Origin of the sequence: Roseococcus sp., from assembly GCF_965227005.1 — a bacterium.
Lineage (GTDB): Bacteria > Pseudomonadota > Alphaproteobacteria > Acetobacterales > Acetobacteraceae > Roseococcus.
In genome coordinates, this window is sequence record NZ_CBDDFJ010000003.1 from 243,641 (window position 1) to 260,741 (window position 17,101).

16 protein-coding genes are annotated in these 17,101 nt (G+C 69.9%); 12 read left to right on the top strand and 4 right to left on the bottom strand.

Annotation, left to right across the window (positions count from 1 at the left end):
* Positions 1–13: 13 nt before the first annotated feature.
* A complete protein-coding gene (locus ACO057_RS01450) occupies positions 14–1,717 on the top strand; it encodes a GMC family oxidoreductase (protein WP_421988568.1) in 1,704 nt (567 codons plus the stop codon).
* A 29-nt stretch (positions 1,718–1,746) separates the two neighbouring features.
* Here the strand turns inward: ACO057_RS01450 and ACO057_RS01455 are convergent, their stop codons facing one another.
* A complete protein-coding gene (locus tag ACO057_RS01455) occupies positions 1,747–2,277 on the bottom strand; it encodes a DUF4189 domain-containing protein (protein WP_421988569.1) in 531 nt (176 codons plus the stop codon).
* A gap of 286 nt (positions 2,278–2,563) precedes the next feature.
* Between ACO057_RS01455 and ACO057_RS01460 the strand changes: the two genes are divergently transcribed.
* On the top strand, positions 2,564–2,920 hold the full coding sequence (locus ACO057_RS01460) for a hypothetical protein (RefSeq protein ID WP_421988570.1): 357 nt from the start codon (positions 2,564–2,566) through the stop codon (positions 2,918–2,920).
* 8 nt (positions 2,921–2,928) lie between these two features.
* On the opposite strand, the gene ACO057_RS01465 is transcribed toward ACO057_RS01460, so the two are convergent.
* On the bottom strand, positions 2,929–3,627 hold the full coding sequence (locus ACO057_RS01465; protein WP_421988571.1) for an alpha/beta fold hydrolase: 699 nt from the start codon (positions 3,625–3,627) through the stop codon (positions 2,929–2,931).
* Between the two features lie 383 nt (positions 3,628–4,010).
* Between ACO057_RS01465 and ACO057_RS01470 the strand changes: the two genes are divergently transcribed.
* The gene (locus ACO057_RS01470; RefSeq protein ID WP_421988597.1) at positions 4,011–5,765 is read left to right on the top strand and encodes a DEAD/DEAH box helicase; all 1,755 of its coding nucleotides are present in this window, start codon (positions 4,011–4,013) and stop codon (positions 5,763–5,765) included.
* A 61-nt stretch (positions 5,766–5,826) separates the two neighbouring features.
* Here ACO057_RS01470 and ACO057_RS01475 read toward each other — a convergent pair whose 3' ends face one another.
* Complete coding sequence (locus ACO057_RS01475; protein WP_421988572.1) at positions 5,827–6,804, bottom strand: serine hydrolase; 978 nt, start codon at positions 6,802–6,804, stop codon at positions 5,827–5,829.
* A 249-nt stretch (positions 6,805–7,053) separates the two neighbouring features.
* On the opposite strand from ACO057_RS01475, the gene ACO057_RS01480 reads away from it, so the two are divergent.
* The 4 genes from ACO057_RS01480 (at position 7,054) to ACO057_RS01495 (ending at position 11,181) form a co-directional block, all read left to right on the top strand.
* Complete coding sequence (locus ACO057_RS01480; protein WP_421988573.1) at positions 7,054–8,247, top strand: acyl-CoA dehydrogenase; 1,194 nt, start codon at positions 7,054–7,056, stop codon at positions 8,245–8,247.
* Between the two features lie 147 nt (positions 8,248–8,394).
* Complete coding sequence (locus tag ACO057_RS01485; RefSeq protein ID WP_421988574.1) at positions 8,395–9,636, top strand: class I SAM-dependent RNA methyltransferase; 1,242 nt, start codon at positions 8,395–8,397, stop codon at positions 9,634–9,636.
* 35 nt (positions 9,637–9,671) lie between these two features.
* Positions 9,672–10,661, top strand: a complete 990-nt coding sequence (locus ACO057_RS01490; protein ID WP_421988575.1) for an MBL fold metallo-hydrolase — start codon at positions 9,672–9,674, stop codon at positions 10,659–10,661.
* 226 nt (positions 10,662–10,887) lie between these two features.
* Positions 10,888–11,181 carry a hypothetical protein gene (locus tag ACO057_RS01495; protein ID WP_421988576.1) on the top strand — a complete coding sequence of 98 codons (294 nt, stop codon included), beginning with the start codon at positions 10,888–10,890 and terminating at the stop codon, positions 11,179–11,181.
* Here ACO057_RS01495 and ACO057_RS01500 read toward each other — a convergent pair.
* Entirely contained in the window at positions 11,175–11,909 is a 735-nt protein-coding gene (locus ACO057_RS01500) for an SDR family NAD(P)-dependent oxidoreductase (protein WP_421988577.1), read from the bottom strand. The genes ACO057_RS01495 and ACO057_RS01500 overlap by 7 nt on opposite strands.
* A 220-nt stretch (positions 11,910–12,129) precedes the next feature.
* Between ACO057_RS01500 and ACO057_RS01505 the strand changes: the two genes are divergently transcribed.
* Genes ACO057_RS01505 through ACO057_RS01525 form a run of 5 tightly spaced genes read left to right on the top strand, consistent with a single transcriptional unit; the run spans position 12,130 to position 17,057 of the window.
* Positions 12,130–13,341, top strand: coding sequence for an NADP-dependent isocitrate dehydrogenase (locus ACO057_RS01505; RefSeq protein ID WP_421988598.1), 1,212 nt, complete (start codon positions 12,130–12,132; stop codon positions 13,339–13,341).
* 28 nt (positions 13,342–13,369) lie between these two features.
* Complete coding sequence (locus ACO057_RS01510; RefSeq protein WP_421988578.1) at positions 13,370–14,044, top strand: DUF599 domain-containing protein; 675 nt, start codon at positions 13,370–13,372, stop codon at positions 14,042–14,044.
* Entirely contained in the window at positions 14,037–15,608 is a 1,572-nt protein-coding gene (locus ACO057_RS01515) for an alkaline phosphatase D family protein (RefSeq protein ID WP_421988579.1), read from the top strand. The genes ACO057_RS01510 and ACO057_RS01515 overlap by 8 nt, the downstream gene beginning before the upstream one ends.
* 42 nt (positions 15,609–15,650) lie before the next feature.
* Entirely contained in the window at positions 15,651–16,529 is an 879-nt protein-coding gene (mmsB, locus tag ACO057_RS01520) for a 3-hydroxyisobutyrate dehydrogenase (RefSeq protein WP_421988580.1), read from the top strand.
* A gap of 3 nt (positions 16,530–16,532) precedes the next feature.
* Complete coding sequence (locus ACO057_RS01525; protein WP_421988581.1) at positions 16,533–17,057, top strand: GNAT family N-acetyltransferase; 525 nt, start codon at positions 16,533–16,535, stop codon at positions 17,055–17,057.
* Positions 17,058–17,101: the final 44 nt, after the last annotated feature.

The window sequence follows — 17,101 nt, forward strand, 5'->3', positions numbered from 1 at the left end:
AGGGGGAGCCCGCATGATCTACGATTACATCATCGTCGGCGGCGGCTCCGCCGGTTCCGTTCTCGCGCACCGGCTCTCGGCGCGCGGGACGAACCAGATCCTGGTCTGCGAGGCGGGCCCCGACACGCCGCCGGGCGAAGAGCCCACAGAGATCAAGGACAGCTATCCCGGCACCGCCTATTTCGACCCGCGCTTCCACTGGACGGACCTCAAGGTCCACACCCAGGTCGTGCCGCACAACCGCCCCGAGGAGCGGCCGCCGCTGCGCAAGTACGAGCAGGCGCGCGTGCTGGGCGGCGGCTCCTCCATCAACGGCCAGCTCGCCAATCGCGGCGCGCCGAGCGACTTCGACGAATGGGCCGAGCGCGGCGCCGAGGGCTGGGACTGGGAGTCCGTCCTGCCCTATTTCCGCAAGGTCGAGCGCGATCTCGACTTCGACGGGCCGCTGCACGGCAAGGAGGGCAAGATCCCCGTCCGCCGCCTCAAGGAGGCGCAGTGGAACCCGCATGCCCGCGCGGCCGGCAAGGCCTTCGCGGCCGCGGGCTTCAAATACCTGCCCGACCAGAACGGCGTCTTCGAGGACGGCTGGTTCGCCTGCACCATGTCCAACGAGAACGAGCAGCGCGCCTCGGCCGCGATGGGCTATCTCGACCGCGAGACGCGCCGGCGCGCGAACCTCACCATCTCGACCGAGACGCAGGTCACCTCGCTCATCTTCGAGGGGCTGCGCTGCGTGGGCGTGAAGGCGCTGGTGCGCGGCCAGGAGCAGGAGTTCCGGGCCAACGAGATCCTGCTCTGCTCGGGCGCCATCCATTCCCCCGCGCATCTGCTCCGCTCGGGCATCGGTCCCGTGCAGCATCTGCGCGAGAAGGGCATCGAGGTCCTGCATGCGCTGCCCGGCGTCGGCCAGGGGCTGATGGACCATCCGGCCATCTCGCTCTCCTCCTTCCTCAAGCGCGACGCGCGTATGGACGACGTGCAGACGCGCCGGCACATCCAGCTCGGGCTGCGCTACTCCTCGGGGATCGAGGGCATTCCGCAGGGCGACATGTTCGCCGCCGCCGTCAGCAAATCGGCCTGGCATGCCGTGGGCAAGCAGGTCGCCTCCTTCCTGATCTGGGTGAACAAGACCTATTCCGAGACGGGCCAGGTCTATCTCGCCTCCAAGGACTGGCGGGCCGAGCCGGTGGTGGAGTTCAACCTCCTCTCCGACCGCCGCGACCTCGACCGGCTGATGACGGGCTTCCGCATGATGGCGGCGATCCAGATGAGCGGCGAACTCGGCCAGCTCACCTCCAACCACTTCCCCGCGAGCTACAGCGACAAGGTCCGCGCGCTCGGCATCGTGAACAACAAGAACCGCTTCCTGACCTCCATGATCAGCCTGGTCATGGACGGCCCGGAATTCATCCGCAGCCGCTTCATCGAGAAATTCGTGATCGAGGGCTTCACCTTCGACCAGGTGATGACCGACGACGCGGCGCTGGAAGCCTTCATCCGCAAGGCCACGATCGGCGTCTGGCACGCCTCGTGCTCCTGCCGGATGGGCGCGGACGGCGACCCGCGCGCGGTGGTGGACAACCAAGGCCGGGTGCGGGGCGTCGCGGGCCTGCGCGTGGTGGACGCCTCCATCTTCCCGGTCGTGCCCTGCGCGAACACGAACTTCCCGACGATGATGACGGCGGAGAAGATCGCGGACGCAATCCTGGCGGGCTAGGGCGCGATCCGTCTCGGCGGAATCGCCCCTCAGCGCGCCCCGCAGGCGGTCTGCACGACGCGGCAGTTGAGCCCGCCGCGCTCGCGCGACTGGCAGTCGCGCATCGCGAGGCGCTGCGCATCGGCCGGGCTGGAGGCCGTCCCGTAATCGATCCCGCGGACCTCATAGGTGCGCGGGTCGCTGGTGATGAACAGCCCGAGGCGCCTGATGCCCTCGGTGACGGCGATGCAGCTGTCGGTGAATTCGACGATCCGCGAGCAGCCGCGCGGCGAGGAGCGGCAGCTCGCTTCCGCCGCCTCCTGCGCGGCGAGACGGTCGCGCTGGCCGACGGCCACGCCGAAGCGGAAGCTCGGCGGCCGGGCGAGGGAGAAAGCGCCGTAGGTGACGGGGCGCGGCGCGGACACGGCCAAAGGTGGCGGGATGGCGTCGGCGCGGGCCTGGTGGATCGGGCCGTTCAGGCAGGAGGTCCCGCAGGCATCCGCGGGCGGCGCGGCGCCCATGGGAACCACCAGCGCGCCGACGAAGAGAACCGCGAACAGGATCGCAACCGCCAGCCTCATGCAGCCTCCAGGACGGCAGGAATTTTTCCCGCCCCGACCCCGATGTCAGGGGTAACACCTGAAAGTTGCCGCTTCAAGCAAGAATTAACCTCTTTTTAAAGACAATTCTCGCTTAAGTATCGCGACCTCCCATCCAAGGTGGCCGCCGCCCGGCCCCGGAGCCGGTCGCAGGCGGGGTTTCCCGCGCGGCCGGCCGGGGTGTATCCGTCAGGCAAGGAGAACGGCGGCGCGCGGCACCTTCGACGACCGATGCGACGCCCTCCTCCGCTCTGCTTCGAGTGATCCGATGCGCCTGGTCCTGATCCTTGCCGTCCTTCTCGTCTCGCTGCCCCCGGCGGCGGAAGCGCAGTCGCGCGGCATCCAGATCATCCGCGGCCCCATGGCCCGGAGCGGCGCCGCGCTCGAGGCCGCGCGGCGCTTCCTCTGCCCCAATGGCGGCGTGCCCCAGGGCCGGGGCCGCTGCACGCCGGGCGCGCGTTACGGCGGCGGCGGCGGGACGGGATCGCTCGGCGACGATCCGGAGGTGCGCGACTGGGATCGCGGCATCGCCGCCCCCAGCCGCGCCCAGGCCCCCTGCCCGCCCGGCACCGTCGCGAGCGCGGCCCGCGCCCAGCCCAATGTCACGCGCTGCATCGCGGGCTGACGGCAGGCTCAGCGCAGCAGCCAGTCCCGCAATGCGGCCCCCGCCTCCTGGGGAACCTCCATGGTCGGCAGATGCGCGGCCCGGGCGAAGCCGATGCGGCGCGCGCCGGGGATGAGGGCCGCCATCTCGTCGTGCAGCGCGGGGGGTGTCAGCAAATCTTCATCTCCGCAGGCGACGAGGGTGGGGATGTCGATCTCCGGCAGATCGGGGCGGGAATCCGGCCGCCCCATGATCGCCAATTGCTGCCGCAGGAAGCCGTCATGGCCCACGCGCGCCGCCATCTCCATCACCTCGCCGGCGAGGGGCGTGTCGAGCCGCGACGGGTGGATGAGGCTCGGCAGCAGCCGTGGCGTGACGCCCTTGAACTGGCCCGACTTGGACAGCGCCATCAATGCGCGGCGGCGGCGCTTCTGCTCCTCGGTGTCGGGCCGCGCGGAGGTATCGAGCAGCGCGAGATGGGTAATGCGCCCCCGCGCCTGCCGCCAGACCTCCAGCGCCACATAGCCGCCCATGGAAAGGCCCGCGACGGCGAAGCGCTCCTCGCCCTCGACGAGGTCCAGCGCGCGGGCCGCCATCTCGGCGACGCTGTCGTCGCGCGTGAGGTCGGCGATGCGCGGATCGGCGATTCCGGCCAGCGGCGGCAGGCAGTCGCGCCAGAGGCGGCCGTCGCAAAGAAGGCCGGGCAGCAGCAGCAGGGGGCGGAGCATGCGCTGTGGATAATTCGCGACAGGCCCGCGCGCAATGCGCGGGTTTCGTGTTGCGTTCCGTCCGCATCGGGCGCATATGCGGCCCGTTGCAGAAGAGGGCGGCAAGTCCGCCCGACCGGCCGTGCGCGCCCCATGCGCCGGCCCTCAGGCCAGGAAGCCCAACTTTGAACGAGACCACCGCGCCGAGCGCGCTTGACGGAACCGATCCGGCCGTCACCGAGACCAAGACCATCGTCACCCCCGACACGCTTGTTGCTTCCCCCGTGGAGGAAGTTCCCGCGGAGGTCGCGCCCGTGGCGGAAGCCGCCGTTGCGGAAGTATCGGTCGCCGAAGCGCCGGCCGAGGAAATCCCGGCTGAGCCGGTCGCCGCGGCCGAGGCCGAAGTGCCCGCCGCCGTGCAGGACGAGCCCTCCAGCGAAGAGCCGGCCGCCGAGGCGCCCGCCCCGCTCGGCGAGGACGAGGTCTCCGACGCCGATTACGACGCCGCCGAGCCCGGCCCGCCGCGCGCCACCTTCGCCGATCTCGGTCTCTCCGACGAGCTGCTGCGCGCCGTCGTCGAGAGCGGCTACATCCACCCCACTCCCATCCAGGAGCAGGCCATCCCCATCGTGCTGATGGGCCGCGACGTCCTGGGCTGCGCCCAGACCGGCACGGGCAAGACCGCCAGCTTCACCTTGCCGATGATGGACATCCTCGCCGGCACCCGGGCCAAGGCGCGCATGCCGCGCAGCCTCATCCTCGAGCCGACGCGCGAGCTCGCATTGCAGGTGGCCGAGCAGTTCGTGAAGTACGGCAAGTACCTCAACCTGAACCATGCACTGCTCATCGGCGGCGAGAGCATGAACGACCAGCGCGACGTGCTCGAAAAGGGCGTGGACGTGCTGATCGCCACGCCAGGCCGCCTGCTCGACCTCTTCGATCGCGGCCGCATCCTGATGGCCGATTGCAAGCTGCTGGTCATCGACGAGGCCGACCGCATGCTGGACATGGGCTTCATCCCCGATGTCGAGCGCATCGTCTCGATCATCCCGCAGCTGCGCCAGACCCTGTTCTTCTCGGCCACCATGGCCCCCGAGATCCGCCGCCTGGCCGATGCCTTCCTGCAGAACCCCAAGGAAATCACGGTCAGCCGCCCGGCTTCGGTCGCCACCACCATCACCACCGGCGTCGTCTATGTGCAGGAGCGCGAGAAGCGCGAGGCCCTGCGCCGGCTGATCCGCCGCGAGCAGGTGCAGAACGCGCTGATCTTCTGCAACCGCAAGGTCGACGTGAACATCCTCTACAAGTCGCTCAAGCGGCACGGCTTCTCGGTCGGCGAGCTGCATGGCGACATGGACCAGTCGGCCCGCTTCGCCACGCTGAACGCCTTCAAGGCGAACGAGATCCGGCTGCTGGTCTGCTCCGACGTCGCCGCGCGCGGCCTGGACATCGGCGGCCTCAGCCACGTCTTCAACTTCGACGTCCCCTTCCACTCCGAGGACTATGTCCACCGCATCGGCCGCACAGGTCGCGCGGGGCGCGAGGGGCACGCCTATACCATCGCGACGGCCGATGACGGCAAGCTGATCCAGGCCATCGAGAAGCTGACCGGCGCGTCGATCCCGCGCCTCGAGATCGAGGGGATCGACCCCGTCACCGACGAGGAGATCGCCGAGGCCGCGACCCGCAAGCGCGGCCGCAACGGCCGCTCGATGCCCGCCCCCGCCAGCGGCCGTGACTCCGGTCGCGAGCGCGGTGGCCGCGATCGCGGCGGGCGTGGCGGGCGTGACCGCGACGATCGTCCGCGCCCCGAGGCGGCGCCGCGTGCCGAAGACGCCGCCCCCCGCGAGGAGCGTCCCCGCCGCGAGCGCGACGACCGTCCGCGTGGCCGCAGCCGCGAGGAGGCCCCGCGCGAGGCTGCCCCCCCGCGCGAAGCCGCCCCGCCGCGCGAGGAGTTCCGCGCCCGCGAGGAACGCCCCCGCCGGGAAGAGTTCCGCCGCGAGGAGTTCCGCGCGCGTGGCCGCGATCGCGACGACATGGGCCCCTCGGTCGTCGGTTTCGGCGACAGCATCCCGGCCTTCATGCTGGTGCCGATCCGCGCCAAGCGGGATGTGCGGGAGACGGTCGAGGCCGTCGAGGATACGGACGCCGCGGCCTGAGACAGGTGACGGGGGGCGCCGCCCCTCGTCCTCCCTGCCAGGGCTTTCGGCCCTGGCCCGCTCAGGAAATCCGGGTCGCCACGGCGCGCAACACGGTCCGCACCGCCGGAATCAACAGCTCCGTCGTCGTCGGCACGGTCTCGGGCCCGCCCTGCCAGTTATACGAGAAGCAGAAGCTCGCCGGGATGCCCCGCACCACCATCTGCCCCGCCAGGGCCAGCGCGTTCTCGCCTTGCCAGACGATGCTTCCGCCCTTTCCATAGGCCGCGATGCCCGGCGGAATCACGAAGCCCAGGCCGTCCGCCATCGACGAGATCCGGCGAAACTCCGACAGCGCCGCCTCCGAGGTGAAAAGCCGCCCCGACAGCACATGGCGATACCAGGCCACCATCGCAGTGGCCGGGGCCAGCATGGTCTCGCTGTCATTGACGATGGGCCGCGGCGTGCCCGGCAGACGGTCCGCCATCACCGCCTGCACGCCCGCCCAGCCGAGATCCACCCCCGGCGACGCCCCGGCGATGTGGGAGAACAGCCGGCGCGTCGAGGTCGGGATCCGCACGCCGGCCACCGGCGCGCGCGCGATCATGGCGCGCACCGCCTCCACGCCGATCTTCCTCAAGGCGATATCGGTCGCGGTGTTGTCGCTATGGGTGATCATCGCCTCCAGCACGGAGCGCGCCGGCATGGTGCCGGTGACCTCGCCCAGCACGGGGCTGACCAGCGAGCGGACCTCGTCGCTCACCGGCAGCTGCTCCGCCAGAGTCAGCCCGCCATCCTGCACCGCCAGGAGATAGGCCGCGAGGATGAAGGTCTTCACGGCGCTGCCCACGAAGAGCGGCAGGTCCGGCTGGTGGCCGAGCTGCCAGGCCCCGGCGGGATCGTCCACCGCGAGGAAGGCGCTCGCCGTGCCGGGCAAGGCGGCGAAAGCGGTCATTGCCTCCTCGACGGCATTCACCGGCACGCCCTGGGCGAGAACGCCGGCCGGCAGGAGCAGCGGCGCCGCGAGGGCGGCCTGCCGCCGGCGGATCTGGATCGGCATCTTCACGAACTCCCCTGCGCGTCCGGCCGAGCCTATCACCCTTGCGGAGAAACGGCGGCGATATCCGCCGTCGCCGGGGTCGATCGGCGCGGTCCCCGGACCGGAGCCCCATGCGCGGCGCACAGTCCGAGCATGCCCGGGTGCTTGCGGGCTTGCACTTCGGTGACGGTGGCATGATAGGACGCTCAGCCCAATGACCCGGCGCCTCGCTTGCTATCCGAAGGCCCTGCAGTCCGAAGGAAAGAAATGATGAACGCCGTCACCAAGACCAAGGCCCCCCCCTTCATGTGGGACGACGCCTTCCTGCTGGACGAGCAGCTGACCGAGGACGAGCGGATGATCCGCGACGCCGCGCGCGACTTCTGCCAGGACAAGCTGATGCCCGGCGTCCTGATGGCAAACCGGAACGAGACCTTCGACCGCTCCATCATGAACGCCTTCGGCGAGCAGGGCTTCCTGGGCGCGACGCTCGAGGGCTATGGCTGCGCGGGCGTGAGCTACGTCGCCTACGGCCTGATGTCGCGGGAAGTCGAGCGCGTGGACAGCGGCTACCGCTCCGCCTTCTCGGTGCAGTCCAGCCTCGTGATGTTCCCCATCCACGCCTATGGGACCGAGGCGCAGAAGCAGAAGTTCCTGCCCAAGCTGCGCACCGGCGAATGGGTCGGCTGCTTCGGCCTGACCGAGCCCGATGCCGGCTCCGATCCGAATTCCATGCGCACCCGCGCGAAGAAGGTCGATGGCGGCTGGCTGGTCTCCGGCTCCAAGACCTGGATCACCAACTCCCCCATCGCCGATGTCTGCGTGGTCTGGGCGAAGGACGACGAGGGCACGCTGGGCGGCTTCCTGCTCGAGCGCGGCATGAAGGGCCTGACCACGCCCAAGATCGAGGGCAAGTTCAGCCTCCGCGCCTCGGTCACCGGCATGATCATGATGGACGACGTCTTCGTCCCCGATGAGAACCGCCTGCCCGGCGTGCGCTCGCTGGCCGGCCCCTTCTCCTGCCTCAACCGCGCCCGCTACGGCATCGCCTGGGGCGCGCTGGGCGCGGCCGAGTTCTGCATGGCAGCCGCGCGCGACTACACGATGAACCGCAAGATGTTCGGCAAGCCGCTGGCGCAGACGCAGCTCATCCAGAAGAAGCTCGCCGACATGGAGACCGAGATCACCCTCGGCCTGCAGGCGGTGCTGCGCGTGGGCCGGCTCTTCGACGAGGGCAAGGTGGCGCCCGAGATGATCAGCCTCGTGAAGCGCAACAACTGCGGCAAGTCGCTCGACATCGCCCGCATGAGCCGCGACATGCATGGCGGCAACGGCATCGTGGACGAGTACCACGTGATCCGCCACGTCATGAACCTCGAGACGGTGAACACCTATGAGGGCACGCATGACGTTCATGCGCTGATCCTCGGGCGCGCCATCACGGGCCTGAACGCCTTCGGCTGATACTCTCGAGGGGGCTTTGCCCCCTCGAACTCCCCCAGCAGGAAACACGTTTCCTGCACCTTCCTTCATTTCAGGGTCCAGGGCCAAAAGCCCTGGCGGGGAGCGCAAGGGGCCGAGCCCCTCGCCTCCTCCTTATAAAGGCCGCACATGTCCGAATACCGGATCGAGCGCTTGGGCGCCGGCGGCGACGGCATTGCTGCCGGTCCGCTGCACATTCCCTTCACCCTCCCCGGCGAGCTGGTCCAGGCACGCCCCCTCGGCAAGGAGCGCGCCGCGCTGATCGAGGTCGTGGAAGCGAGCGCCGAGCGCGTCGAGCCCCCCTGCCGCCACTACACGATCTGCGGCGGCTGCGCGCTGCAGCATTGGGACGAAGACCCCTACGCCGCCTGGAAACGCGGCCGTCTCGCCGAGGCCCTCTCGCGCGCCGGCTATGACGATCCCCAGGTCGCCCCCATGGTGCCCACGCCGCGCGCCGTCCGCCAGCGCGCCGATTTCGGCCTGGAGCGCCACCCCGACGGCCGCGTCGAGATCGGCTTCCACGAGCGCGGCACCACCAACCTCGTGCCCATGCGCGAATGCCACGTGGTGCTGCCCAACCTCGTCGGCCTGCTGCCCCGCCTGGCCGATGCGCTGCGCGGCCTGAACGCGCTGCGCCGGCTGGGCTCGGCCGTCATCAACATGCTCGATACCGGGCCCGACATCCTGCTGCGCACGGACGCGGCGCTCACCATGCCGGACCGCCGGCTGCTCGCCGCCTTCGCCGAGGCCGAGAACCTTCCCCGCATCGCCTGGGAGACCAAGGGCGGCTCGGAGATCGCGGCCCAGCTCCGCCCGGTGCGGCACATGCTCTCCGGCGCGCCGGTGACCCCGCCGCCCGGCGCCTTCCTCCAGGCCAGCGCGCCCGGCGAGGCGGCCATCATCGAGGCCGTGATCGCCGGCCTGCCGAAGAAGCGCTCGCCCCGCGCCCGCGTGGCGGACCTTTACGCCGGCATGGGCACCCTCTCCTTCCCGCTCTCCAAGCACGTGCTGGTCGAGGCCTTCGAGGGCGATGGCCCCGCGGCCGAGGCCATGAAGGCCGGGGCCGGGGCGGCGCAGATGCGCGTCCGCGCCGAGCGGCGCGACCTCGTTCGCCAGCCGCTGCTGCCGCTGGAGCTGAAGAACTACATCGCCGTGGTGCTCGATCCGCCCTTCGCCGGCGCGCCCGAACAGGTGGCGCAGATCGCGCGGAGCAAGCTGGAGCGGGTCATCTATGTCTCCTGCAGCCCCGCCGCTCTTGGGCGCGACGCGGGCGCCCTGCGCGCGGCCGGCTTCGAGGTCCTGGCCGCCACCCCCGTGGACCAATTTCTCTGGTCCCCGCATCTCGAATCTGTGGTTGTCTTCGCCCGCTGAATGCCCACCTCCGGCGTTCACGGGAGACAAACGACATGTCCACTGAACGCCGCATGCTTTTCGCCGGCTCGGCCACGATCGCGGCCGCCCTGGCGCTGCCCTCCTTCATCCGTCCCGCGGCCGCCCAGCCGGCCGCGGCGCCCGCTCCCGGCGCAGCCCAGGCGCCGGGCTTCTACCGCTTCAAGGTGGGCGGCCTGACCGTCACCACCGTGCATGACGGCTTCGGCCGCCGCCCGGTCGAGGGCTTCGTGCGCAACGCGCCGCTCGCCGAGGTCCAGGCCGTGCTGGCCAGCAACTTCATGCCGGCCGACACGCTGACCATCCCCTTCACCATGACCTTCGTGACCACGCCGGCGGGCATCGTCGCCTTCGATGCCGGCAACGCCACCCAGGCGGGCACGGCCACCAGCGGCCAGGCCGCCGCCAATATGCGCGCGGCGGGGATCGACCCGGCCCGCGTCGTCGCCGTCATCATGAGCCACTTCCACGGCGACCATATCTCGGGCCTCGCCTCGGCCGACGGCCAGCGCCTCTTCCCCAATGCCGAGATCGTCGTGCCGGCGGCCGAATGGGCCTGGTGGACGGACGAGGGCAATGTCACGCGCAGCCCCGAGGGCCAGCGCGGCAACTTCGCCAATACGAAGAACCGCTTCGCCCCCTATCAGGGCCGCATCCGCCAGATCGCCGACGGCGCCGAGGCGGTTCCGGGCATCCGCGCCATGGCCGCCTATGGCCATACGCCCGGGCACACGATGTTCCACGTCGCCGATGGCGGGGAGCAGTTGCTCTACGTGGCCGACATCACCAACCGGCCCGAGCTCATGGCGCCCCGGCCGGACTGGCAGATCGTCTTCGACTTCGACGGCGACATGGCCGCCGCCACCCGCCGCCGCGTGCTCGACCGCGTGGCGACTGACCGCATGCGCGTGACGGGCTACCACTTCCCCTTCCCGACAAATGGCTACTTCGTGAAGGACGGCGCGGGCTACCGCTTCGTCGCGGCCGACTGGTCGAGCGCGGTCTGAGCACGGAGACGGACCGCCGCCTGATTCCGGCAGGAAGGGCGGCGGTCCTCGCCGCCAGCGCCGGCTCCCGGAGCAGGAAGGCGGCTTTCGTCAGGTTCCGGGATTGAAACGCCTCAATAAGTAAACATCGTCGAAATAATTTTCATTCTTTGTGATGCCTTTCGCCGGGTTCCGGCGTTTCCCCATCGAGGCCGACCCGCGCCTCGATGAGGAAAGAGGTACCACTGTGCGACGTCATCTGACCTGGGCCGTATTGCTGATGTCGGGCTTCGGCCTCCAGGCCGCCCAGGCCCAGCAATCCCCGAATGCCAGGCTCCCCGCCGCCCCGTCCTTCGCCGGCGGACAGGATCTGTCCAGTTCGAACTACGAGCGTCCGCGCCGGCTCCATGCGCCCACGCCGCTCGAAGCGGATCGCGCGCGGCGCGCCGAGCGGCAGGCGCAGTACCGGCAGAACTTCCCCGGCACGGCGCTGCCCCGCGCCCTGGCCTTCGCCACCCCGCCGCGGCGCCCGCCTCAGTAGACCGCGCGGCCGCCCGAACAGTCGAAGACCGCGCCGGTCGTGAAGCTGACGGCATCCGAGGCAAGGAAGGCGGCCATCTCCGCCACTTCCGAGACGAGCCCGAAGCGCCCCAGCGGGATCTTCGATTTCATCCAGGCGATCTGTTCGGCGGTCATCTGGTGGAAGAGCTCGGTCTCGACGGCCGCGGGCGTGAGGCAATTCACCCGGATATCGGTATCCGCCAGTTCCTTGCCGAGCGACTTGGTGAGCGCGATCACCCCCGCCTTGGCCGCCGAATAGGCGGAGGCATTGGGGTTGCCGTCCTTCCCCGCGATGCTGGCGATGTTGACGATGCGGCCCCGATTGCGCGCCCGCATGCCCGGCACCACGCAGCGGCAGGAGAGGAAGACGCCGATCAGGTCCACCTCGATCACCTGCCGCCAGGCCTCGATGGGATAATCCGCCAGCGGGGCGTTCGGCCCGGTGATGCCGGCATTGGCGACCAGGATGTCGCAGGGACCGAGCGCCGCCTGCGTGCTCGCCAGCGCGGCCTCGAGGCTGGCGGCGTCGGTCACATCGGCCTTGGCGGCATGGGCGCCGATCCGCGCGGCGACGGCCTTGGCCCGGGCGATGTCATTGTCCCACAGGGCCACCCTCGCGCCGTCGCGCATCAGGCGTTGCGCGATGGCGAGGCCGATGCCGCGCGCCCCGCCCGTGACCACGGCCACGCGGCCTTCGAGCTGTCCCATATTCCCCCCGCCCTTTGTTGGGGCGAGCATCGCGCAAAGCGGCGCGCGACGCCATCGTCGCGCGGCTCATGGAGCGCCGGCGCGGATTTCCGCGTGCTGGCCGGCACACCCTCTCTTGCCCGCTCCCAGGGCCGGTGCGAATGTGCGCCCCGCATCGCAACAGCAAGAGCGGCCTCCCCCCGGAACCTCATGGGGCAGGAGGCCCATGAGGGCATCAGGTATGGCGAAGATCAAGGTGAAGACCCCCGTCGTCGAGATGGACGGCGACGAGATGACCCGGATCATCTGGGCCTTCATCAAGGACAAGCTGATCCATCCCTATCTCGATATCGATCTGAAGTACTACGATCTGGGCATCGAGTACCGCGACCAGACCGACGATCAGGTCACCGTGGACGCGGCGAACGCCACCAAGCAGTACGGCGTCGGCATCAAGTGCGCGACGATCACGCCCGACGAGGCCCGCGTGGCCGAGTTCGGCCTCAAGAAGATGTGGCGCAGCCCGAACGGCACGATCCGCAACATCCTCGACGGCACGATCTTCCGCGAGCCGATCATCTGCCAGAACGTCCCCCGCCTGGTGCCGCACTGGTCCAAGCCGATCGTGGTCGGCCGCCATGCCTATGGCGACATCTACCGCGCGGTCGAGATGAAGGTGCCGGGCGCCGGCACCGTGAAGATGACCTACACGCCCGAGGGCGGCGCGCCGCAGGAAATCGGCGAGTTCCCCTTCAAGGGGGCCGGCGTGTTCATGGGCCAGCACAACCTGAACGCCTCGATCGAGGGCTTCGCCCGCGCGTCGTTCAACTACGGCCTGGCCCGCAAGTACTCGGTGTACTTCAGCCACAAGAACACCATCCTCAAGGCCTATGACGGCAACTTCAAGGACATCTTCAAGGCCATCTTCGACGCCGAGTTCGCGGCGAAGTACAAGGAGCTGGGGATCGTCTACGAGGACCGCCTGATCGACGACATGGTCGCCTCGGCGCTGAAGTGGGAAGGCGGCTATATCTGGGCCTGCAAGAACTACGACGGCGACGTGCAGTCCGACATCGTTGCGCAGGGCTTCGGCTCGCTCGGCCTGATGACCTCGGTCCTGCTCTCCCCCGACGGCAACACGGTCGAGTCCGAGGCCGCCCACGGCACGGTGACGCGCCACTTCCGCGAGCACCAGAAGGGCCGTGAGACGTCCACGAACCCGATCGCGTCGATCTTCGCCTGGACGCGCGGCCTCGCCTATCGCGGCAAGTTCGACAACACGCCCGACGTGACGGCCTTCGCCGAGACGCTGGAGAAGGTCTGCATCTCGACCGTCGAAGGCGGCCAGATGACCAAGGATCTCGCGATCCTCATCGGCAAGGACCAGGCCTATCTCTCCACCCAGGCCTTCCTCTCGGCGCTGGACGTGAACCTCAAGAAGGCGATGGCCTGATCCGGGGGCGTCGGGGAGACCTGACGCCATGGGTGTTCTGTCAGCGCTCGATCTCGTGGCGCTGGCAGTCTTCTTCGCCTGCTGGGCGGGATATTCGGTCATCGTGGACCGGGTCCCGTCCATCCATAACCGCTCGGTGCTCGCTTCGATGAACGAGCACCGGCGGCGCTGGATGATCGCGCTGCTGGACCGCGAGAACCGCATCAGCGACATCTCGATCATCAACAACCTGATGACGAGCACCTCCTTCCTCGCCAACAACTCCATCTTCATCCTGGCCGGCCTCGTGGCGCTGCTGAGCGCGCCGGACCTCGGCCACCGGGTGCTCTCCGCCCTGCCCTTCGCCGATCCGCCCGAGAGCGACGTGGCCTGGGAGATGCGGGTGATACTCCTGATGCTCATCTTCATCCGCGCCTTCTTCGAGCTGACCTGGGCGCTGCGGCAGTTCAACTACACCTCGATCGTGATTGGCGGAATCGGACTGGGCGACGGCTTCATCCCGCAGGCCGAGAACGCCGCCAAGATCGCCAACCGCGCCGCGCGCCACTTCAACTCGGGGCTGCGCGCCTATTATTTCGGACTGGCCGCGCTGGCCTGGATCGTTCATCCCATCGCGCTGATCGTGGCCTCGGTGGTCGTGCTGCGGGAACTGCACCGGCGCGAATTCCGCTCCGTCGTGCGCGAGGTCCTGTCGCGTGGATAGCGCCGCGCGGCAGGTCCTGGCGCTGGCACGGCGCGGACTGCTGCGCGGCGCGACAGGGCTTTCGGCGCTGGCGGTGCTGCAGCCCTCCTGCGCGCGGTCGCAGGCGCCGGGCAATCCCTTCACGCTCGGCCTCGCCTCGGGCGATCCCTGGCCGGACGGCATGGTGATCTGGACCCGGCTCGCGCCCGATCCGATGGCAACGGGCGGCGGCATGGAGGCCGCGCCGGTCGAGGTGTCCTGGGAGGTCGCGGGAGATTCCCGCATGGCACGTGTCCTCCGGCGCGGCACGGCGACCGCACGGCCCGAGGCGGGACATTCCGTCCATGTGGAGCTGACCGGCCTCGAGCCCGGCCGCACCTATTTCTACCGCTTCTACACAGCGCGCCACGCCAGCTCCATCGGGCGCACGCGCACCGCGCCCGCCGCGGGCAGCGAGGCGCCGGTCCGCTTCCTCAACGCCGGCTGCCAGAATTACGAGCACGGCTATTTCACCGCCTGGCGCCACGCGGCCCTGGAGGAGGAGATCGACTTCGTCTTCCACTACGGCGACTACATCTATGAATATGCCGGCCGGCCCGTCGGCGGGCGCGGCTGGGGCCCCGCCGTTCGCTCGCATCATGGCGGCGAGGCGACCACGCTCGAGGACTACCGCGCGCGCTACGCGCAATACCGGCTCGACCCCGATCTCGCGGCGGCGCATGCCGCGCATCCCTTCATCTGCACCTATGACGACCACGAGGTCGAGAACAACTGGGTCAGCCTGATCAGCCAGCGCGACGGCGGCCGGCGCTTCCCCGTCGCCACCCCGCCGGAGGTCTTCGCCCTGCGCGCCGCGGCCGCCTTCCAGGCCTGGTACGAGAACTCGCCCGTCCGCGCCGCCGCCCTGCCGCGTGGGACGGACATCACCGCCTTCCGCCGCCTGCGCTTCGGCCGGACGCTGGATTTCCACGCGCTCGACACGCGCCGCTTCCGCGACGACCAGCCCTGCGGCGACGGCGTCGTGCTGCCCTGCGAGGCCGTGGCGCGACCCGAGGCCCAGGTGCTCGGCGCCGCGCAGGAATCCTGGCTGCGGGACGGCCTCGCGCGCGGCCAGGCGCGCTGGCAGGTGCTCGGCCAGCAGATCTTCGTGGCACCGCGCATCTTCCCGAACGGCGCCCGCAGCATGGACAGCTGGGACGGCTATCCGTCGGCCCGCGCGCGGCTGCTCGACATGCTGGCTGGCCGGAACGCCGTGATCCTGACGGGCGACGTCCACCGCGCCTGGGCCAACGACCTCCAGGCGCAGCCGGAAGGCCGGGTGGTCGCGGTGGAGTTCGTCGGTACCTCCATCACCAGCGAGGGCGATGGCAGCGAGGCCCAGCCCACGGCGGCGGCCGCCATGTCGCTCAACCCGCATCTGAAGTTCCACAGCAACCGCCGCGGCTACACCCTGCAAGTGGCGCGGGCCGACCGGCTGGAGGCGATCTACCGCGCCGTGCCCTATGTCCAGCAGGCCGGCGCGCCGCGCGAGGACCGGGGCCACTTCGTCACCCTCGCCGGCCAACCCGGGGTGGTTCCGGCCTGAGGCTTGGCCTAGCCTTGCCTCCCAGAAAAACAGGAGGCGCTCATGGCACGCATCGGTTTCGTCGGGCTCGGCAATATGGGTCTGCACATGGCGCGAAACCTAGCGAAGAAGGGCCATGAGGTGCGTGGCTACGACCTCAGCGCCGCCGCCATGGACGCCGCCGCCGAGGGCGGCGTGGGTCGCGCGCAATCCGCCGCCGATGCCGCACGCGGCGCCGACTTCGTGATCTCGATGCTGCCGGCTGGCGCGCATGTGCGCGACGCCTGGCTTGGGGCCGGCGGCATGGCGGCGGCCTGCGAACCCCAGGCCGTCCTGATCGACTGCTCGACCATCGACGTGGATTCCGCCCGCGCCGTCGCCGCCGGGCGGCCCATGCTGGACGCCCCCGTCTCGGGTGGCACGATGGGGGCCGAGGCCGGCACGCTCACCTTCATGGTCGGCGGCGACGCGGCGAGTTTCGCGAGCGCGAAGCCGATCCTGGAGGCCATGGGCCGCACCATCGTCCATTGCGGCGAGGCGGGCGCGGGCCAGGCCGCCAAGCTCTGCAACAACATGCTGCTGGCCATCTGCATGATCGGCACGAGCGAGGCCTTCACCCTCGCCGAAAAGCTCGGCCTGAGCCACGAGGCGCTGTTCGAGGTGGCGAGCAAATCCTCCGGCCAGAGCTGGGCGCTGACCACCTATTGCCCGGTGCCCGGCCCGGTGCCCGGCAGCCCCGCCAATCGCGACTACAAGCCGGGCTTCGCCACCGCGCTGATGCTGAAGGATCTCGGCCTGTCGCAGCAGGCGGCCGAGGCGGCGGGCGCGGCCACACCGCTCGGGGCGGCGGCGCTCGCGCTCTACCAGCGCTTCGCCGAGGGCGGCGGCGCGGGCACGGATTTTTCGGGGATCATCAACATGCTGCGCGAGACGGGGCGATAAGGGATGGCCAACGGCGTGGACATCGAGACACCCAGACTCGTCCTGCGCCGCCCGAGCTTGTCGGATGTTCCGGCGCTCTTCGAATTCTTGGGCGACGCCCATGCCATGCGCCACACCCACGCCTGCGCGTCCCTGCGGGATTGCCGCCGCAAGGTCGCCGTTCATGAATGGCGCCGTCGGCACGACGGCTATGCCCCATGGACCATTGCGTCCAAGGCCGGCGGGCAGATCCTGGGCTGGGGCGGTCTTTACGACGACCCCTTCGACCGGGGCTGGGGCGTCGAGGTCGCCTACTTCTTCCATCCATCGGCTTGGGGAAGGGGCTATGCCTCCGAGATGATGACGACCTGCCTGACGATCGCCGACCATGCGCTTCGCCTCCCGGAAGTCAGGGCCTTTGCTCATCCGGAAAACTCGGCCTCACGGCGTGTACTCGAGAAGGCCGGCTTCGAGGTGGTCCGCTTCGTGCCCGAGATGGAGCGCTTCCTCTACCGGCGCCATCGCCAGGACGCGCGGGCGGCAGCCTGAGCGAACCTGGGTGCGGATACGCAGGCGGACGACCATCGGCCTCC